The organism is Tessaracoccus sp. OS52, assembly GCF_020687685.1.
Taxonomy (GTDB): domain Bacteria; phylum Actinomycetota; class Actinomycetes; order Propionibacteriales; family Propionibacteriaceae; genus Arachnia.
Genome location: NZ_JAJEWM010000001.1, coordinates 1,191,450 through 1,209,162 on the forward strand (window position 1 = coordinate 1,191,450; position 17,713 = coordinate 1,209,162).

The 17,713-nt window shown below is 67.8% G+C and carries 16 protein-coding genes; 10 read left to right on the plus strand and 6 right to left on the minus strand.

Features of this window, described 5'->3' with window-relative positions; all coding sequences use genetic code 11:
• Positions 1 to 47: 47 nt before the first annotated feature.
• Positions 48 to 608 (minus strand): dihydrofolate reductase family protein, encoded by a 561-nt coding sequence (locus LKO27_RS05600; RefSeq protein WP_227735986.1) that lies wholly within the window; start codon positions 606 to 608, stop codon positions 48 to 50.
• A 451-nt stretch (positions 609 to 1,059) separates the two neighbouring features.
• Here LKO27_RS05600 and LKO27_RS05605 point away from each other — a divergent pair, with 451 nt between their 5' ends.
• The 5 genes from LKO27_RS05605 to LKO27_RS05625 are packed head-to-tail and all read left to right on the plus strand — an operon-like array spanning position 1,060 to position 4,131.
• Positions 1,060 to 1,209, plus strand: coding sequence for a hypothetical protein (locus LKO27_RS05605; RefSeq protein WP_227735987.1), 150 nt, complete (start codon positions 1,060 to 1,062; stop codon positions 1,207 to 1,209).
• Positions 1,206 to 1,616: an ATPase, T2SS/T4P/T4SS family gene (locus LKO27_RS05610; protein WP_255621796.1), complete on the plus strand. Its 411-nt coding sequence runs from the start codon at positions 1,206 to 1,208 to the stop codon at positions 1,614 to 1,616. The genes LKO27_RS05605 and LKO27_RS05610 overlap by 4 nt, the downstream gene beginning before the upstream one ends.
• Entirely contained in the window at positions 1,613 to 2,566 is a 954-nt protein-coding gene (locus tag LKO27_RS05615; protein WP_227735991.1) for a type II secretion system F family protein, read from the plus strand. Before LKO27_RS05610 ends, LKO27_RS05615 begins: the two co-directional genes overlap by 4 nt.
• 1 nt (position 2,567) lies before the next feature.
• The gene (locus tag LKO27_RS05620; RefSeq protein WP_227735994.1) at positions 2,568 to 3,485 is read left to right on the plus strand and encodes a type II secretion system F family protein; all 918 of its coding nucleotides are present in this window, start codon (positions 2,568 to 2,570) and stop codon (positions 3,483 to 3,485) included.
• A gap of 7 nt (positions 3,486 to 3,492) precedes the next feature.
• Complete coding sequence (locus LKO27_RS05625) at positions 3,493 to 4,131, plus strand: A24 family peptidase (protein ID WP_227735996.1); 639 nt, start codon at positions 3,493 to 3,495, stop codon at positions 4,129 to 4,131.
• On the opposite strand, the gene LKO27_RS05630 is transcribed toward LKO27_RS05625, so the two are convergent.
• A complete protein-coding gene (locus tag LKO27_RS05630) occupies positions 4,128 to 5,177 on the minus strand; it encodes an NAD(P)-binding domain-containing protein (protein WP_227735998.1) in 1,050 nt (349 codons plus the stop codon). The two genes, LKO27_RS05625 and LKO27_RS05630, sit on opposite strands and share 4 nt — an antisense overlap.
• Positions 5,178 to 5,253: 76 nt before the next feature.
• Here LKO27_RS05630 and LKO27_RS05635 point away from each other — a divergent pair, with 76 nt between their 5' ends.
• On the plus strand, positions 5,254 to 5,940 hold the full coding sequence (locus LKO27_RS05635) for a GNAT family N-acetyltransferase (protein WP_227736001.1): 687 nt from the start codon (positions 5,254 to 5,256) through the stop codon (positions 5,938 to 5,940).
• A 95-nt stretch (positions 5,941 to 6,035) separates the two neighbouring features.
• A complete protein-coding gene (locus tag LKO27_RS05640; protein ID WP_227736002.1) occupies positions 6,036 to 8,132 on the plus strand; it encodes a PhoX family phosphatase in 2,097 nt (698 codons plus the stop codon).
• Between the two features lie 10 nt (positions 8,133 to 8,142).
• Here the strand turns inward: LKO27_RS05640 and LKO27_RS05645 are convergent, their stop codons facing one another.
• Complete coding sequence (locus tag LKO27_RS05645) at positions 8,143 to 10,551, minus strand: ATP-dependent DNA ligase (protein WP_227736004.1); 2,409 nt, start codon at positions 10,549 to 10,551, stop codon at positions 8,143 to 8,145.
• Between the two features lie 86 nt (positions 10,552 to 10,637).
• Here LKO27_RS05645 and LKO27_RS05650 point away from each other — a divergent pair, with 86 nt between their 5' ends.
• Positions 10,638 to 11,906: a GNAT family N-acetyltransferase gene (locus LKO27_RS05650; protein ID WP_227736006.1), complete on the plus strand. Its 1,269-nt coding sequence runs from the start codon at positions 10,638 to 10,640 to the stop codon at positions 11,904 to 11,906.
• Between the two features lie 34 nt (positions 11,907 to 11,940).
• The gene (gene ilvD / locus LKO27_RS05655; protein ID WP_227736008.1) at positions 11,941 to 13,638 is read left to right on the plus strand and encodes a dihydroxy-acid dehydratase; all 1,698 of its coding nucleotides are present in this window, start codon (positions 11,941 to 11,943) and stop codon (positions 13,636 to 13,638) included.
• Positions 13,639 to 13,643: 5 nt separating this feature from the next.
• Here ilvD and LKO27_RS05660 read toward each other — a convergent pair whose 3' ends face one another.
• From LKO27_RS05660 to lpdA, 3 genes are read right to left on the minus strand one after another with little or no spacing between them, the layout of a single operon-like run.
• Entirely contained in the window at positions 13,644 to 14,243 is a 600-nt protein-coding gene (locus LKO27_RS05660) for a histidine phosphatase family protein (RefSeq protein ID WP_227736010.1), read from the minus strand.
• A gap of 3 nt (positions 14,244 to 14,246) precedes the next feature.
• Entirely contained in the window at positions 14,247 to 14,657 is a 411-nt protein-coding gene (locus LKO27_RS05665) for a cupin domain-containing protein (RefSeq protein WP_227736011.1), read from the minus strand.
• A gap of 12 nt (positions 14,658 to 14,669) precedes the next feature.
• Positions 14,670 to 16,076, minus strand: coding sequence for a dihydrolipoyl dehydrogenase (lpdA, locus tag LKO27_RS05670; RefSeq protein ID WP_227736013.1), 1,407 nt, complete (start codon positions 16,074 to 16,076; stop codon positions 14,670 to 14,672).
• A gap of 90 nt (positions 16,077 to 16,166) precedes the next feature.
• On the opposite strand from lpdA, the gene LKO27_RS05675 reads away from it, so the two are divergent.
• Positions 16,167 to 17,711, plus strand: coding sequence for a UDP-N-acetylglucosamine 1-carboxyvinyltransferase (locus tag LKO27_RS05675; RefSeq protein WP_227736014.1), 1,545 nt, complete (start codon positions 16,167 to 16,169; stop codon positions 17,709 to 17,711).
• Positions 17,712 to 17,713 lie beyond the last annotated feature (2 nt).

The window sequence follows — 17,713 nt, forward strand, 5'->3', positions numbered from 1 at the left end:
CTACCACCTGCTCGCAGCAGCGGGGCGAGATCTTGCCACAATCCCTGTCAGCGCTTGGGCCGGTACCGCATGGCCACGGCCCCTGAGCGAAACTCGCGGCGGTCCAGAAGCTCCAGCTGGATGCGCTCACGGAGTCCTGACAGCAAGGTCGGGCCGTGCCCGGCAAGAACAGGATGCACGACGAACTCGTACTCATCGATCAGACCGAGATCCGCCAGCGCGAGGGGGAGTGTCACACCACCAACCGACAGGCTCCCGCTCGTCTCAGTCTTGAGCCGTTCGACGGCTGACCCGAGGTCTCCCCGCACCAGTTCTGCGTTCCAGTCGACACTGTCCAGTGTGCTCGACACGACGTACTTCTTCGCCTGGTCGATGGCCTCGGCGAAGGGAATGTCCCAGGTCTCCATCCACTCGGGCCACGGTCCCGTGGTCGGCTTCCGCCACGCTGCCTGCATCATCTCGTAGGTGACCCGGCCCAACAGCAGGGCGTCGTCGCGTCGCATCTGATCGGTCCAGTACCGCATCGACTCCTCGTCCGGGGGCAGCCCTGCCTCGTGGTGGCAGCAGCCATCGAGTGTGACGTTGATCGAGTAGCGAAGTGATCCCATCTTCGTGCTCTCCTAAGTCGGATCTCATGAGAGTAACGCGAGGCCTGGTCACATGGGCGTCATGCGCGATCGTCGACGCCTTGGGTGTGGCCCCAAGGTCGGTCATTCGTCCATCCCTCCACACTTAAGGGCCTACATGTGGAGACCGTGGGACCCAGACCGTGAGGTGACATAATGCTGCTTATCGGACTGTTGCATGTGTCCGCGAATCTTCTTCCTGGGCGCGCACTGGACATACCGGATTTGTCCCCGAGGAAGCTTGCCTTGCCGGCCCCCTCGGGCCCATGGCGAGTTCACTCCCGCCCTGCCGAGTTCTGCCGTTCGACGAGCGATTCGACCGCCGGAGGCACTGGTCCGCCCACGTTACGATCCACATGGCCAAAACCCCAGGCCATAACCCACGTGGCCAAAACCCTTGTGCCACGGTATCGCACACCTGTACTATTAACCCATGAGCGTGGACATCGAGCAGTGGGACGCGATGACCGCGCGCGCCGGTGTCGTCGCCGGCCAGTTGGCGCAGCTCAATGCTGACTTGGTGGACCTTGCTGCGGACCTGAGGTCCGCGGTGGCGAGTCCCTCGACATGCTGCAGGCGATGAACACCGGCCATGACGGCTCGCTGTCCACGGTCCACTCCAACTCCCCCCGCGATGCCATCTCGAGGCTGGAGACCCTGGTCCTGATGGCGGGCATGGAACTCCCCTTGCGCGCAATCCGGGAGCAGATCGCCTCCGCCGTCGACCTGATCATCCAGCTCACCCGCCTGCGCGACGGCACGCGCCGAGTGACCGCCGTCACCGAGGTGCACGGGATGGAGGGCCAGACCGTCACGCTCCAGGACGTCTTCGTGTTCGACTACTCGGCGGGTGTCGACAGCACCGGCCGCTTCCTCGGCCGGCCGGTCTCCACCGGGATCCGGCCCAGGTTCACCGAGCGGTTCGAAGAGCTCGGCATCCACCTTCCGCCGGGGATCTTCAGCCCTCGCAACCAGGGTCCCGCTCGATGATCGACTTCTTCCTCGAGAACCCGGTCCTGGCGGTGGCAGCAGTGACCGGCGCGATGGCGCTCGCGGTGGTGGTTTACCTGTTGGCCTCCCCGCCACCGATCAAGGTCCCGATAGAGCGACGCCGCCCTGGCCTGCCGCCCCAGCCGAGTGCCCTTGAGAAGGCCACGGCGACGGCGACCGCCCTCGTCGCCCGGCTCATGCACCGCAAGGGCACTCCCGTCGGGGCCACCGTCTTCGAGCTGGCCGCGGTGAAGATGCGCCCGCAGGACTTCGTCTTCCTCATCATCGTCGGCTCCCTCGTCGGTCTGGCCGCGGGGGTGCTGCTCCAAGGCCCCCTGCTGGGGGTCGCGCTGGCGATCGTCGCGCCCATCCTGGCCCGACTCTGGCTCGGGATGCGCGTCAGCAAGCGGCAGAAGGCCTTCGCCGACCAGCTCGACGACACTCTCGTGCTCATGGCCTCGAACCTGCGCGCCGGCCACAGTCTGGCGCAAGCCCTCTCGTCCGTGGCCAGCGAGGCTGACAGTCCCACCTCCGACGAGTTCTGGCGCGTGGTAAACGAGACCCGTGTGGGGCGGCCGCTGACGGACTCCCTCAACGACACCGCTGCGCGGATGCAGAGTGACGACTTCTCCTGGGTGTCGCAAGCCATTGGCATCAACCGGGAGGTCGGTGGCAACCTCGCCGAGGTCCTGGACCGCGTGGCCACCACCATCCGACAGCGCAACGAGGTGCGCAGGCTCGTGGCGACGTTGAGCGCCGAGGGTCGACTCTCAGCGATGATTCTCATCCTGCTGCCGTTCGTCATCACCGGGTTCCTGCTCATCACCAACCCCGGCTACCTGGCGCCCTTCACCGAAAGCGTGATCGGCTACGGCCTCATCGTCCTCGGCGTGATCATGCTGATCATCGGCGCCGTGTGGCTCAACAACACGGTCAAGATCAAGTTCTGACATGGACATTCCCTGGAACATCATCCTCGCCGCCGTCCTCGCGGGGGCCGCGCTCGGCGGCGCCGCCTGGCTGGCGTGGGACGCCTTCGATCCGGTGCGGCGACGCATCATGTCCAACCTCCACCGGGGCACGATGGCCAAGGCGAATGAAGAAGAGCAGGACTCCGGTGGCAGCGCGCCCCGCCCCCGCGGCAACTTCCTCGCGGCCATGGCGCACAGGGCGACGCCGGGGCTCATCCGCCGGGTCCTCGAGCGGCAGTATCTGCTCGCGGGCCGACCGACCGCCTGGCCACTGGAGAAGCTGCTCATCCTCAAGCTCTTGTGGATTCCGACGGCAGCCATCCTGACCTCACTCGTGATTCGCTCCGAGGGCCCGCCGCTGCTCACCCTGGTCGCGCTCGTGGTCTCGCTGGTGGGCTACTTCCTCCCGGAACTGCTCCTCAACAGCAACGGGCAGAAGCGCAACGAGACCATCGAGCTCGAACTCGCAGACACGCTGGACCAGATGATGATCTCCGTGGAGGCGGGGCTGGGCTTCGACGCCTCGATGTCACTCGCCGCGCACAACGGCAAGGGCCCGCTGGCCGAAGAGTTGAAGCGCACCTTCCAGGACATCCAGATCGGCCGCTCCCGCCGGCAGGCCTTCGAGGCCCTCACCCAGCGAACCACGGTGAACGACCTGCGGCGCTTCGTCCGGGCGGTCATCCAGGCTGACGCCTACGGCATCTCCATCAGCGACGTGCTGCGCACCCAGGCCACCGAGATGCGGCTAAAGCGGCGCCAGCGAGCAGAAGAGAAGGCCCAGAAGATCCCGGTCAAGGTTCTCATGCCACTGATGCTGTTCATCCTCCCCGTCCTGTTCATCGTCGTCCTCGGACCCGCGGTGATGGGTATGGTCGAGGCCTTCAGCAACATGTGAGGTGTGCGTGACCCAAACCGCGGTCGTGGTGATGACGGCGATTGTCTGCGCCGTCGCAGCCGCGCTGCTGACCCCGCTGGTCCGCTCCGAGACCACCCAGGACACCAGCCTGGTCTCCCTGTGGATCCATGTGGCCCTGGCCGGTGCCCTGGGCGCCGGTGCGGCCGCGCTCGCCTCCGACGCCCCGGAACTGGTTGCCTTCGCGGCGGCGGGCACGCTGTGCGCGTTGCTGGTGGTGATAGACCTCACAGAACTCCGGTTGCCGGACAAGTTCGTCCTCGCCGCACTGGGGGCACTCCTCGTTCCACTGGCGGTGGCTGCTGCCACCACCGGAGCCTGGCCCGACTTCGGCAGGTCCGTCCTGGCCTCCGCGGCCTGCCTGGCGGGATACTTCGCGCTGGCCTGGATCTCCCCGTCCGGGCTTGGGCTCGGCGACGTCAAGTTCGCCGCCGTGATCGGGGCCTTCCTCGGCTGGTTCAGCTGGCGCCACGTCGGCACGGGCACGCTGCTGGCGTTCGCCCTGAGCGCGGTGGTCGCGCTGGGTTTCCTGATCAGCGGGAGGGCGTCGCGCAAGACGGGTGTGCCGTTCGGCCCGGCCATGCTTGCCGGTGCCCTGCTTTCGTTCCTCGTTCTCCCTGTCGGCTAGCGGCCGAGCTGCCTCAGGACGTTGACGGCGGCGGTCCGGCCCGCCCGGTTCGCGCCGATGGTGCTCGACGACGGACCGTATCCCACCAGCTGGATCCGCGGATCCACGACGGCCTCGGTACCCTCCAACTGGATCCCCCCGAACTCCGAGGTCAACCCGAGCGGAGCCAGGTGCGCCACGTCGGGTCTGAATCCGGTGGCCCAGATGATGGCGTCGGCGTGCACCCTGGTTCCGTCGGGCCACACGACGTCGCCGCCGTCGATGCGCTCGAACATCGGGTGCCGGTCGTAGACACCCCTGCGAAACGCCGGCAGTTCCTGCTCGCGCAGCATCAGTCCGGTCACACTCACCACGCTCTGGGCAGGCAGTCCCTGACGCACCCGCTCCTCGACCAGGGCGACGGCGGCCCGCCCGGCCTCCGGCGTGAAGTCCTCGGTGCGCCAGATCGGCTCGCGGCGGGTCACCCAGGTGGTGGTCGCGTACTCGCTCACCTCCGCCAGCAACTGCACGGCCGAGGCTCCCCCGCCGACGACAACCACGTGCTGGCCCGCGAAGTCGCTGGGGTGGCCGTAGTCATGGGTGTGGAGGTGCCTGCCCGTGAACGTCTCGACTCCTGGGTAGTAGGGCAGGAACGGCCTGTTCCACGTTCCGGTGGCGTTGACCAGCGTGTGGGTGAGCCAGCTCCGCTCCCCCGCCCTCACCCGCAGCAGGGCGCCCTCGGAGGTCACCCGGTCCACCCGGACGGGACGCTCCACCGGCAGCCCGTGCCCGGACTCGTAGGCGGCGAAGTACTCCGGCACGGCGACGTTGGCGCGCTCCGCCGGTGAGCTCGACGGCTCCTCCTCCCCCGGCAGCGCAGCGACCCCGTGGACATCACGCATGGTGAGCGTGTCCCACCGATGCTGCCAGGCCCCTCCAGGGGCCTCGTTGCGGTCCAGGACGACGAATTCCCGCCAGGGCTCCAGACCGAGACGCTTGAGGTGGTGGGCAGCGGACAGGCCGGCCTGGCCGGCCCCGATCACGATCGATGAAAGTGCTTGTCCCACGCCAGTCACAACGCCGAGCCACGCCCCGCTATTCCGCATTTTGCGACGCGACCACTCAGGCCCGATACTGATCCGCGTGAGTCGAAACGACCTCTGCCGCCGGCCATCCGGTGAGTCGCTTGTGGGCGACATCGTCCGTCTTGATCCCATCACCCACGAGGACATCGGAGACCTGTTCACCGTCATGTCCGACGCGGCGGCCTGCGGTGGCGGGTTCCCCTTCGAGCGGCCCCACGCCTACCCTGAGGAGACCGCGGCCTGGGTGAGAGGTCGCCTCGACATGGGCACGGCCGTCTATGCCATCCGGCTCTCCAACCCGATGTTCGGTGATCCGGGCTGCATCGTGGGCACGACGTCGCTGAGCGAGATGGATCTGATCAACGAGAAGGTGCACCTCGGGGGCACGTTCATCGGGCGCGAGTTCTGGGGAACGGGCATCAACGTGGAGACGAAGCTCCTCACGCTGCAGCACGCTTTCGAGTGGTGTGGTTTCGGCCGGGTGAAGATCCAGGCCGACATCAACAACACCCGCTCCCGGGGCGCCATCACGCGTCTCGGCGCGCAGTTCGAGGGCATCGTGCGGCGCGACATCCGCCGCCTCGACGGCACGTGGCGCGACACCGTCGTCTACTCCATCCTCGTGAACGACTGGCCCGGTGTGAAGGTGGGCCTGCAGGAGCGCGTGGCGTTCGCCTGCAAGCGCGCGCAGTTGCCACCACCCCACCTGAGCGACCTGCAGCAACTGGCGGTGCCGATCACCTGATGTTCAGGTGAAGTTCACCTGGACGATCTCCTACGGGAGGGGTTTGCGGGGTTGGCTTGGTTCGCTGTCATCCACCCCTGAGAGGAACCCAAGCGATGCACCTTCGCAAAATGCTGCCCGTGGTGGGCGCCCCCGTGCACGGCAACCGCTCGTCAATGACGTGCAAGATGCGCTGCGGCGATGCCTGTTTCCACGAAGTCCCCAACACCTCCGGCAACGAGTACTTCGCCGACGTCGTGGCCAAGGTGGTCTCGCGTCGCGGTTTCCTCAAGGCCGGCGCCGTCGTGGGAGCGGTTGCGGTCGGCGGATCGGTCATCGCGGAGCGGGTGGCCCCGTCGGCGTTCGCGGCCGAGCCGGCGCTGGACTTCGAGGCCATCGCCCCCCAGACCACCGACTCGGTCTTCGTCCCTGAGGGGTGGGAGACCGAGGTGGTCATGCGCTGGGGTGACAAGCTCTTCACCGACGCGTCCGAGTTCGACATCATGAACCAGACGGCGGCCGCACAGGCCACCCAGTTCGGCTACAACTGTGACTTCCTGGGCTTCTTCGACCTGGACGACAACACCGAACTGATGATGGTGAACCACGAGTACACCGACGAGTACATCATGTTCCCCGACTACGTTGCCGGGGCCCCAACCGAGGAGCAGGTCAACATCGGGCTCGCGGCCCACGGACTCTCGGTGGTCGCCGTCGCCAAGGAGGCAGGCACGGGCCGCCTCACGCCGATCCTGGACCATGAACTGAACCGGCGCTTCACCGCCCAGTCCGAGTTCGAGCTGACCGGCCCCGCAGCTGGGCACGAGTTGCTCCAGACCTCCGACGACCCAACGGGTACGCGCGTGCTCGGCACCCTCAACAACTGCGCCGGTGGCCTCACCCCATGGGGCACCTGGTTGACGGCCGAGGAGAACTTCAACCAGTACTTCGCCAACGCCGACCAGGTCACCGACGAGGAGACAGTCACGCGCCTGAACCGTTACGGCCTGCGGGGCGGCGCCACGGAGCGTGGCTGGGAGCTCTTCCACACCCGCTTCGACATCGCCCAGGAGCCCAATGAGCCCAACCGCTTCGGCTGGGTGGTGGAGGTGGACCCGTTCGATCCCGACTCCACCCCGAAGAAGCGCACCGCCCTGGGCCGTTTCAAGCATGAGGCGGGTACCGCGGCCATCGCCGCCGACGGCCGCGCCGTCGTCTACTCCGGCGACGACGAGCGGTTCGACTACATCTACAAGTTCGTCTCCGACGCGGTGGCCGACCTCGACGGCGGGGCCTCGGCCAACGCGGACCTGCTGGACAACGGCACCCTTTACGTCGCCCGCTTCAGCGGCGACTCCGGCACGATCAGCGACGGTGAGATGCCCTCCGACGGCGCCTTCGACGGCACCGGCGAGTGGATCCCGCTGGTCCACGGCGACGAGTCCTTCGTGGACGGCTTCACCGCCGCCGAGGTGCTGCTGTTCACGCGCCTGGCAGCCGACACCGTCGGTGCCACCAAGATGGACCGCCCGGAGGACGTGGAGACCAACCCAGTCAACGGCCGGGTCTACATCGCACTCACCAACAACACCAACCGCACCGCGGAGCAGGTGGACGAGGCCAACCCGCGCTCGGCCAACAAGCACGGGCACGTCATCGAACTCACCGAGGCAGGCGGCGACGCGGGTGCGCTGACGTTCGGCTGGAACATCCTGCTGCTCGCGGGTGACCCGGAGGATCCGGGCACCTACTTCGGCGGTTTCGACAAGTCCCAGGTCTCGCCCATTTCCTGCCCGGACAACGTCACCTTCGACGCCAACGGGAACCTGTGGATCTCCACCGACGGCAACAAGCTCGGTGCCCACGACGGGCTCTACGAGGTAATCGTCGACGGCGACAACAGGGGCAGGGTGCGGCAGTTCCTCTCGGTGCCCATCGGCGCGGAGTGCTGCGGACCGTGGGTCACCGACCAGCGCGTCAACGTCGCCATCCAGCACCCCGGCGAGACCGACGAGGCCACCTTCGATGTTCAGGCCTCGCACTGGCCCGACGGCGGTGACTCCGCACCTCGGCCCTCCATCGTGACGGTGTGGCCCACGGCGACGGCTCCCACCGCCTCCCCGACTGCGAGCGCCTCGCCGAGCGCGAGCGCGAGCGCGACCGCAGGGCCGGGCAACGTCGGACGGCCGGGACTGCCCAGCACCGGCCGCTGAGGCTGGCGAGTCAGTCGGTGCGGGTCACGTCCTCTGCGTGGACGTCGGGGCGCCAGCCCCGCCACACCGGCTGACGCAACCGGCCCGAGGCAGTCCACTCGGAGAAGGTGACCTCACCCACCATCAGCGGCTCCACCCACCGGGCGCCGCGGGCGTCCAGCCGGGGGACGTCGTCGACGGGCGGGTCGTCGCGCTCGATCTCGGTGAGCACCTTCCACGCCACGCGCAACGCCTCGTCGCTGAAGCCGGACCCGACCTTGCCGATGTAGGTCAAATGGCCGTCCTGGTTGACCGCCAACAATAGGGAGCCGATGGTGGTGGACCGGCCGTTCTGGCCGGGTGACCACCCCACCACCACGGCCTCCTGGGTGCGGACGTGTTTCACCTTCAACCAGGTCCTGGCCCGCTTCCCGGACTGGTACACGCTGGTGACGCGCTTCGCGATGACGCCTTCGAGACCGAGGTCACGGCTGACGGCCAGGGCGACGCCGGCGTCGGCCCCCAGTGTGTCGGGGATGTGGACGTGTTTGCCCCCGCCGCCCAGCAGACCTTCGAGCATCTCCCGGCGCTGCTTGTATGGGGCCCGCAGCAGGGAGGCGCCGTCGAGGTGGAGCAGGTCGAAGACCATGAAGTGCGCGGTCCCGGGGCTGGCGCTGTGCCTCTGGAGCAGTTCGAAGTGTGAGACACCATGCTCGTCGAGCACCACGACCTCGCCGTCAAGCACCACCTCGTGCCCCTTCAACAGGGTCGTCAGCTCGCCGAGTTCCGGGTACTGCGGGGTCAGGTCCTGCCCCTTGCGGCTGGTCAGCGAGAACGCACCGCGGGCCACCTTCGCGATCGCTCGATAGCCGTCCCACTTGATCTCGAAGTGCCACCCCGGTCCCTGCAGATCCCCCTCCTCGGCGGCGCTCGCCAGCATCGGCTCGACGTCCGGCAGCCCGCGCAACTCCGCTCCGGGCTCACGCGCGGCGCGCTCGTCGGAGAGCTGGACCACTTCAGCCGGCCCGGGCTCCGTCGCGACGAGGTCCGCGCTCGGCTCCATGAGATGGATCAACCAGTTCTGCTGCTCGCCGCCCAGCTTGGTCGCCAGCAGAGCGTACTTTCTGGGGACGCCACCCAGTCCGCCGTCGGGCTGACCCGTGAGCGTGGCTATGACCTCCGAGCCATCGCGCCACTTCTCCAGTTCGTAGGTGCCGTGGTCCCAGATCCGGACCACTCCCGCGCCGTACTCCCCCTTGGGTATCCGGCCCTCGAAGGTCCCGTACTCCAGTGGGTGGTCCTCGGTCTGGACCGCGAGGTGGTTCTTGCCGCCGTCCATCGGCGGACCCTTGGGGACCGCCCAGGACACGAGGACGCCGTCGTGCTCGAGCCGGAAGTCGTAGTGGAGCCGCCGTGCGTGGTGCTCCTGGATGACGAAGCAGTTTCCGCTGCCCGCGCTCGGCGCAGCTTCCGGCACGGGCTCGGGAGTCCTCGCGGCGTCCCTCATGGAGCGATACTTGTTCAACCTGTCGCCAGGGCGCCTCGACGCCCGGGGCAGGAGGCGCGCTAGGGGGTCGTTGCCGCCCTCGAGGCGTTCGAGGACCTCGGTGAACTCCAGTTGCCGCAGGTCCTCGGTGATCTCGTCCCAGTCGCGCGGGACCGCAACCGTCGGGTGGGCGCGGCCACGAAGCGAGTACGGCGCCACCGTGGTCTTGTTGCCGTTGTTCTGACTCCAGTCCAGAAGGATCTTGCCTTCGCGCAGCGTTTTCTTCATGTCGCTGACCACCAGGTCGGGGCGGAGCGTCTCCAGCTGGCGGGCCAGCTCCCGGGCGAAGTCGGAGGCGCCGTCGCAGGTCATGGAGCCGTCGAGGGACGAATAGAGATGGATGCCCTTGCTGCCGCTGGTGACCGGTACCGAATCGAAGCCGACGCCCTCGAGCACTTCCCGGAGCAGGTGCGCCAGCTCCACCAGCTGCGCCACCGACGATCCCGGCCCCGGGTCCAGGTCCAGCACCAGCCGGTCCGGGTTCTGCCGTTTCAGGGCGGTGTCGAAGCGCCACTGCGGCACGTGCAGTTCGAGAGCGGCCAGCTGCCCCAGCCAGGTGAGGGTGGCTGCGTCGTCGATCAGCGGATAGGTGTTGGGGCCCCCGCCGTGCTCGATCGTGGCGGTCGCCACCCACTCGGGGGTCGACTTCGACTGGAGGTTCTTCTCGAAGAAGGAACCCGCAGGGTCCGACTCAGTGCCCACGCCATTCGGCCACCGCTTGCGGGTGGCGGGACGACGGCGGGCATGCGGGACGAACCACGGGGCCACCTGCTGGTAGTAAGCGATGACCTCGCCCTTGGTGGTCCCGGTGGTCGGGTAGATGACCTTGTCGACGTTGGTGACGCGCACCCGCCGGCCATCGACCTCCACCTGGTGTGCCCTGCTGGAAACCATGCAGTCCTTCCCTCCCTGCAGCATCTTGCCTGCTGGGGGGCCGGTTGTCAGCGGGTTGGGCACACTCGCGCTGTAGGTTGTTTCCCGTGCAAGAGCCATACCGTTACGAGACACTGCCGCTCGAGACGCCCGATGAGGACCCCCGCTGGGCCCAGCTCCTCGACGTCTTCCGCCACGGCTTCCTGGACCGCCGCGCCTCTGACGCCGGCCTGGGCATGTACCGCGCCTCACGCCGTGCCGACTCCGCCACCCTGGGCATGGTCACCGCCGAGGGCCCCGGACTCGACGGCCGCCAGCCCGTGGGCGCTTTCGTCAGCGCCCCCTTCACGCTCAACGATGGCGCCGGAATCGTGCCCGCCCTGGTCATCAACACCATCGCGGTGCGACCCAGCCATCGGCGTCGCGGGCTGCTCACGGAGATGATGCGCAGGCACCTCGATGCTGCCCGGGCCGAGGGCCGCGCCCTTGCCGTCCTGACCGCCAGCGAGGGCACCATCTACGGACGCTACGGCTTCGGCGTGTGCAACCGTCGGCTGGAGGTCCAGGTGGACACTCGCAGGCTGCGCTTCCGGGAGGAGGTCGAACCGGCCGAGGGCACCGTCGAGTTCGTGGCGCCCGCGTTCCTCGAACCCCACCTGGAGCGCATCTGGCTGTCCCACCAGGCCCGCTACCGCGGGGCCGCAGGCATCCAGCACGCCCATCGCCTGGTGGGCACGGGCGCCTGGGACCGGGACGAGGAGGGCCCCTCGCGGGGACTGCGGGCGGTGGTGCACTTCGACACCGACGGCGAGCCCGACGGTTTCGCCCTGTTCAAGTTCAAGGGCTGGGACACCGAGCCGATCACCACCAGCGTGCAGTTGCTGTGCTCACCGGAGGCCGCCATCGACCGCGCCCTGTGGCACGCGCTGGCCACCACGGACCTGGTGGAGAACCTCGATTACGGTCTGTCCCACCCGGGCGACCCGCTTCCGCTCGCGCTCGTCGACCCCTGGGCCGTGAAGGTCAAGGGCGCACACGACTGGGTCTGGTTGCGCATCCTGGACCTGCCGAAGGCCGTCTCCCAGCGCGGGTTCGAGTCCGATGGCGAGGTCACGATCGGACTCACCGACGCCATGGGCTACTGCTCGGGCTCCTGGCGGCTCAGCGTCCACGAAGGCCGCGGCCAGGCCGTCGAGACGCAGGCAGATCCGGAGGTGAGGCTCGACGTCGAGTCCTTGGCGAGGATGTGGTTCGGGGACCGTACCGCCGCCGAGCTGGCACTGGGCGGGCTGGTCCACGGAGAGCGGGATCCGATCGCCAGGCTCTCGCGGCTGTTCGCGACGGCGGAGCCGCCGGTCAACCTGTCCACGTTCTGACGCGCTCCTGCGCGTCCGCACTAGGCTTGCGGCCATGAACCATCCTGACGAAGGGCAGCGCCCCGACCTGAAGCCCCGGTCCCGCGACGTCACCGACGGCCTCGAGCGCACGGCCGCGCGCGGCATGCTCCGCGCGGTCGGCATGGGCGACGAGGACTGGGAGAAGCCGCAGATCGGTGTGGCGTCGTCCTGGAACGAGATCACGCCTTGCAACCTGTCGCTCGACCGGCTCGCGAAGGCCGCGAAGGAGGGCGTGCGCGCCGCTGGCGGGTTCCCGCTGGAGTTCGGCACCATCTCGGTCTCCGACGGCATCTCCATGGGCCACGAGGGCATGCACTTCTCCCTGGTCTCCCGAGAGGTGATCGCCGACTCCGTCGAGACGGTGATGATGGCCGAACGCCTCGACGGTTCGGTCCTCCTGGCCGGCTGCGACAAGTCCCTGCCCGGCATGCTCATGGCCGCTGCGCGGCTGGACCTGGCAGCCGTCTTCCTCTACGCGGGTTCCACACTGCCGGGGAAGCTCGACGGTGAGGACGTCACGATCATCGACGCCTTCGAGGCTGTCGGCGCCTGCCTGGCAGGCCGGATGACACGGGAGCAGGTGGACCGGGTGGAGCGCGCGATCTGCCCGGGGGAGGGTGCCTGCGGTGGCATGTACACGGCCAACACCATGGCCTCGGTGGGCGAGGCGCTGGGGATGTCGCTGCCCGGCTCCGCCGCTCCCCCGGCCCCGGACCGCCGACGCGACAAGTACGCCATCGCGTCCGGGGAGGCCGTCGTCGGAATGCTGCGCAAGGGCATCACCGCCCGCGACATCATGACCAAGCCGGCCTTCGAGAACGCCATCGCCGTGGTGATGGCGCTCGGCGGCTCCACGAATGCGGTGTTGCACCTGTTGGCGATCGCGCGCGAGGCCGACGTCGACCTGAGCATCGACGACTTCAACCGCATCGGCGAGAAGGTCCCTCACCTGGGTGACCTCAAGCCTTTCGGCAAGTACGTGATGACCGACGTCGATCGCGTCGGCGGCATCCCGATGGTCATGAAGGCCCTCCTCGAGGCCGGTCTGATGCACGGCGACGTTCTGACGGTCACCGGAAGGACGATGGCTGAGAACCTGGCCGACATCGCTCCCCCACCCCTGGACGGCGACGTCATCCGCCGGCTGGAGAACCCGATCCACGCGACCGGTGGCCTGACGATCCTGAAGGGCAGCCTGGCGCCGGAGGGAGCCGTGGTGAAGACCGCGGGCTTCGACAACGACGTGTTCACCGGCACCGCGCGTGTTTTCGACGGGGAACGGAGCGCCCTCGACGCGCTGGCCGAGGGCCGCATCGTCGCGGGCGATGTGGTCGTCATCCGTTACGAAGGCCCCAAGGGTGGTCCCGGAATGCGCGAGATGCTCGCCATCACGGGTGCCATCAAGGGCGCCGGGCTGGGCAAGGACGTCCTGCTGATCACCGACGGACGCTTCTCCGGCGGAACCACGGGGTTGTGCGTCGGGCACATCGCGCCGGAGGCGGTCGACGCCGGACCGATCGCCTTCGTCCGCGACGGCGACCAGATCACCCTCGACGTCGCCAATCGGCTGCTGGAGGTGGGCGTCGACCAGACAGAGTTGGACGAGCGCAGAATCGGCTGGGAACCCAGGCCCCCCAAGTACACGCGGGGAGTGCTCGGCAAGTACGCGAAGATCGTGCAGTCCGCCGCGCACGGCGCGATCACCAGCTGAGCGGTTCAGCGGACCTCGGCGTTCCAGCGCACGATGGCCGCGTTCTCCTTCTCGTAACCGAGCACGCAAACCGTGCCGGTTTCGAGCGGGAAGTGGCGGGCCAGTGAGATCGGCTGATCCAGCCAGACCATGGCCAGGGCGCGCAGCGCGTGCCCGTGCCCGAAGGCGATGGCGTCGGACTCCCCCGAGGCCCGCACCCGGTCCACGACGCGGCGGAGCCGTTCGGCGACCTGGGACTCGGTCTCACCTGGTGCGTAGCCGTCGCGTTCGAACTCCGGGGCCCCGTGGCTCCAGATCCGCCATCCGGGGATGATCTCCCGGATCTGCGGCGACGTCAGCCCTTCCCCCGGACCGTAGGCCCACTCGACGAGGTCGTCGTCGATCTGGGGAGTCAGACCTGCCAGCTCCGCGGTCTCCCGGGCCCGACGCCGCGGGCTCGACAGGACCATCCCGAAGTCATGCCCGGCCAGGGCCGAGCCGACGCGGCGCGCATCTTCTCGGCCCTTGTCGAGCAGTGGAAGGTCAGTCACCGAGGTGTGCTGGCCGGATTCCGACCACTCGGTGGCTCCGTGGCGAACCAGCCAGAGCTGTGCCCGGTGCGACACGACTCAGTCCTCGTTCGGGTCTGCCTCGGCGTCTTCCTTGGTGGGGTGCACTGTCCCCGGCTCGTGGTCCGCCGGCCCGTAGAGCGCGTACAGCTTGAGCTCCTTGTCACCTGTGTTGGTGACGTTGTGCCAGTACCCGGCGGGGACGAGGATCACGTCGTCGTCGGCCACGTCTCTGACGAAGTCCAGGTTGTCCTCGGACTTGCCCATCTCACACTTGCCGCGGCCGGCTTCGATGCGGAGGAACTGGTCGTTGCCCTCGTGCACCTCGAGGCCGATGTCGCCGCCGGCAGGGATGCTCATGACGGTCAACTGCAGGTGCTCACCGGTCCACAACGTGGTGCGGAAGTTGGGGTTGTCGAGAGTGGTGGACTCGATGTCGATCACGTAGGGCTTGCGGCCTTGGTCTTCCATGGTCTCTCCTGCTCAGTAGTTGATCATGTGGCCACCGATGCCCTCGGCGGCCTCCTTGAGGGCCTCCGACAGCGTCGGGTGGGCGTGGATGTTGCGTCCGATCTCCTCTGTGGTCAGATCGTAGGCTTGTGCCAGGGTCAGTTCGGGCAGGAGTTCGGTCACGTCAGGCCCGATCATGTGGGCGCCCAGGATCTCGTTGTAGCGGGCGTCGGCCACGATCTTGACGAAGCCCTTGGCGTCCCCGAGCCCCCAGGCCTTGCCGTTGGCGGCGAACGGGAACTTGGACACCTTGACGTCGAAGCCCTTGTCCTTGGCCTGCTGCTCCGAGTAGCCGAACGAGGCCACCTGCGGCTGTGAGTAGGTGGCCCGCGGGATCATGTCGTAGTTGATGGGCTGGGTCTCCGCGCCGGCGATCGTCTCGGCGGCCACGACACCCTGCGCCTCCGCAGTGTGCGCCAGCATCAGCTTGCCGGTGCAGTCCCCGATGGCGTAGATGCCCTCGACGTTGGTGCGCATGTAGTCGTCGATGGCGACGGCGCCGCGCTCCGTGAGCTCGACGCCGAGCTTCTCGAGACCGTAGCCCTCCGTGCGCGGGGCGAACCCGACGGCCGAGAGGAACCTGCTCGCCTCGAGGACCTGCTGCTCGCCGCCCTTTGCGGGACTGACGGTGACGCGCACGCCGGAACCGGTGTCCTCGATGCTCTCCACCTTCGTCGAGGTCATGACCTTGACCCCGAGCGCCTTGTAGGCCTTGGCGAGTTCGGCCGAGATCTCGGCGTCCTCGGTGGGCACCATGCGGTCCAGGTACTCCACGATGGTGACCTCGGCGCCGTAGTTGCGCAGCACGTAGGCGAACTCGGTACCGATGGCGCCCGAACCGCCGATGATGATGGAGTCCGGTACCTGCTCGGCGAGGATCTGCTCCTCGTAGGTCACCACGTTCTCGGAGACCGTGGTGCCGGGCAGCATCTTCGTGACGGCGCCGGCGGCGATGATGGCGTTGGTGAAGGTGACCTTCCGGGTCTGGCCGTTGTCGTCGGCCACCTCGATGGTGTTGGCGTCGACGAAGGTCCCCCAGCCGTCGAACTCGGTGATCTTGTTCTTCTTCATCAGGAAGTGCACGCCCTTGGTCATGCGCTCGGAGACCGCACGACTGCGCTGGTAGGCCTTGCGGTAGTCGAACCTGACCGAGCCGTCCACCTCCATCCCGAAGGTGTCCGCCTCTTTCGTGACGATGTGCGCGATCTCCGCGTTGCGCAGCAGCGACTTGGTGGGGATGCACCCGACGTTGAGGCAGACACCGCCCCAGTACTTCTTCTCGATGATTGCGGTCTTCAGTCCGAGCTGGGAGGCGCGGATAGCGGCCACGTAACCGCCCGGTCCCGCCCCGAGGACTACTACGTCAAAGTCGTGGGTCATGCCGACCACTGTAGTGCTTGCCGAGCGCCCCCGCAGTGGCTGGCCCCCACAGCTGGGTCGATCATCTCAGATATGAGATAGACTCGTCGGATGAGTGCTACAAGTCAGTCCCTGGGGATCATGATCCGTGAGGCCCGCGTCTCGCGTGGCTGGTCCCAGCAGCGGCTCGCCGACGAGGTGGGCACCGCCCAGAGCGCCGTCCACCGGATCGAGAACGGCCAGCAGAACCTCTCGCTCAACATGATCGGCAGGCTCGCCGAGGCGCTGGAGATGCCCCTGATCCAGACGGCGACGGCCGGACAGATGAACTTCGAGGTCCAGGGCCCGACGAAGCTCGCCGGCGAGATCGAGGTCCGCAGTTCGAAGAACGCGGCCGTCGCCCTCCTGTGTGCGAGCATGCTCAACCGCGGCCGCACCCTGCTGCGGGGCATCGCCAGGATCGAGGAGGTCGACCGGATCTACGAGGTGCTCGAGTCCCTGGGGATGAAGATGACCTGGACCGGCGACGGTCAGGACCTCGAACTCGTGCGCCCCGACGTCCTCGACTGGGAGAACATCGACCAGCGTGCCGCACGCCGGACCCGCAGCATCCTGATGTTCCTGGGGCCGCTCCTGCACGACTTCGACGAGTTCCGGCTGCCGTATGCCGGCGGCTGTGACCTGGGCGCCCGCACCGTCCATCCCCACATGTCGGCCCTCCACCGTTTCGGCCTTTCCGTCGAGGCCACCGACGGCCAGTACCACGCCTCCGTGAATCGCGAGGGCGTGACCGAGCGGCACGTGACGCTGGTGGAGCGTGGCGACACCGTCACCGAGAACGCGTTGATGGCAGCCGCCCGGACCCCGGGCGTGACCGTGCTGCGGAACGCATCGGGCAACTACATGGTCCAGGACCTCTGCTTCTTCCTCGAGCTGCTCGGGGTGAAGATCGAAGGCATCGGCACCACGACGCTGCGCGTCGAGGGCGTGCGGGACATCAACGTCGACATTGAGTACCACATCTCCGAGGACCCGATCGAGGCCATGAGCCTGCTCACCGCCGGCATCGTGACCGGTTCGGAGATCACCGTGCGTCGCTGCCCCATCGAGTTCCTCGAGGTGGAGGTCGCGGTGCTCGACGAGATGGGCCAGCGCCTCACCCTGAGCCCGGAGTACACCAGCCGCAACGGCAAGACCCGCCTGGTGGACATCACGGTCCACCCCTCCAGGCTCGTGGCACCGCTGGACAAGATCCATCCGATGCCGTTCCCCGGCCTCAACATCGACAACCTGCCGTTCTTCGCAGTCATCTGCGCCACCGCCCAGGGCCAGTCGATCATCTACGACTGGGTCTATGACAACCGCGCCATCCACCTGAAGAAGCTGGAGGACCTGGGGGCAAACGTCACCCTCATGGACGCGCACCGGCTCATGATCATCGGGCCCACCAGGTGGCGGGGCCGCGACGTCGAGTGCCCGCCTGCGCTGCGCCCGGCGGTGTGCCTGCTGCTGGCCGCCATGGCCGCCCGCGGCACGACCAACCTGACCGACGTCTACGTCATCAACCGGGGTTACGAGGACCTGCCGCAGCGCCTGAACAAGCTGGGCGCCAGGATCAACGTCTTCTGGGGTGAGAAGTCCAGCGAAGAGGTGTGACG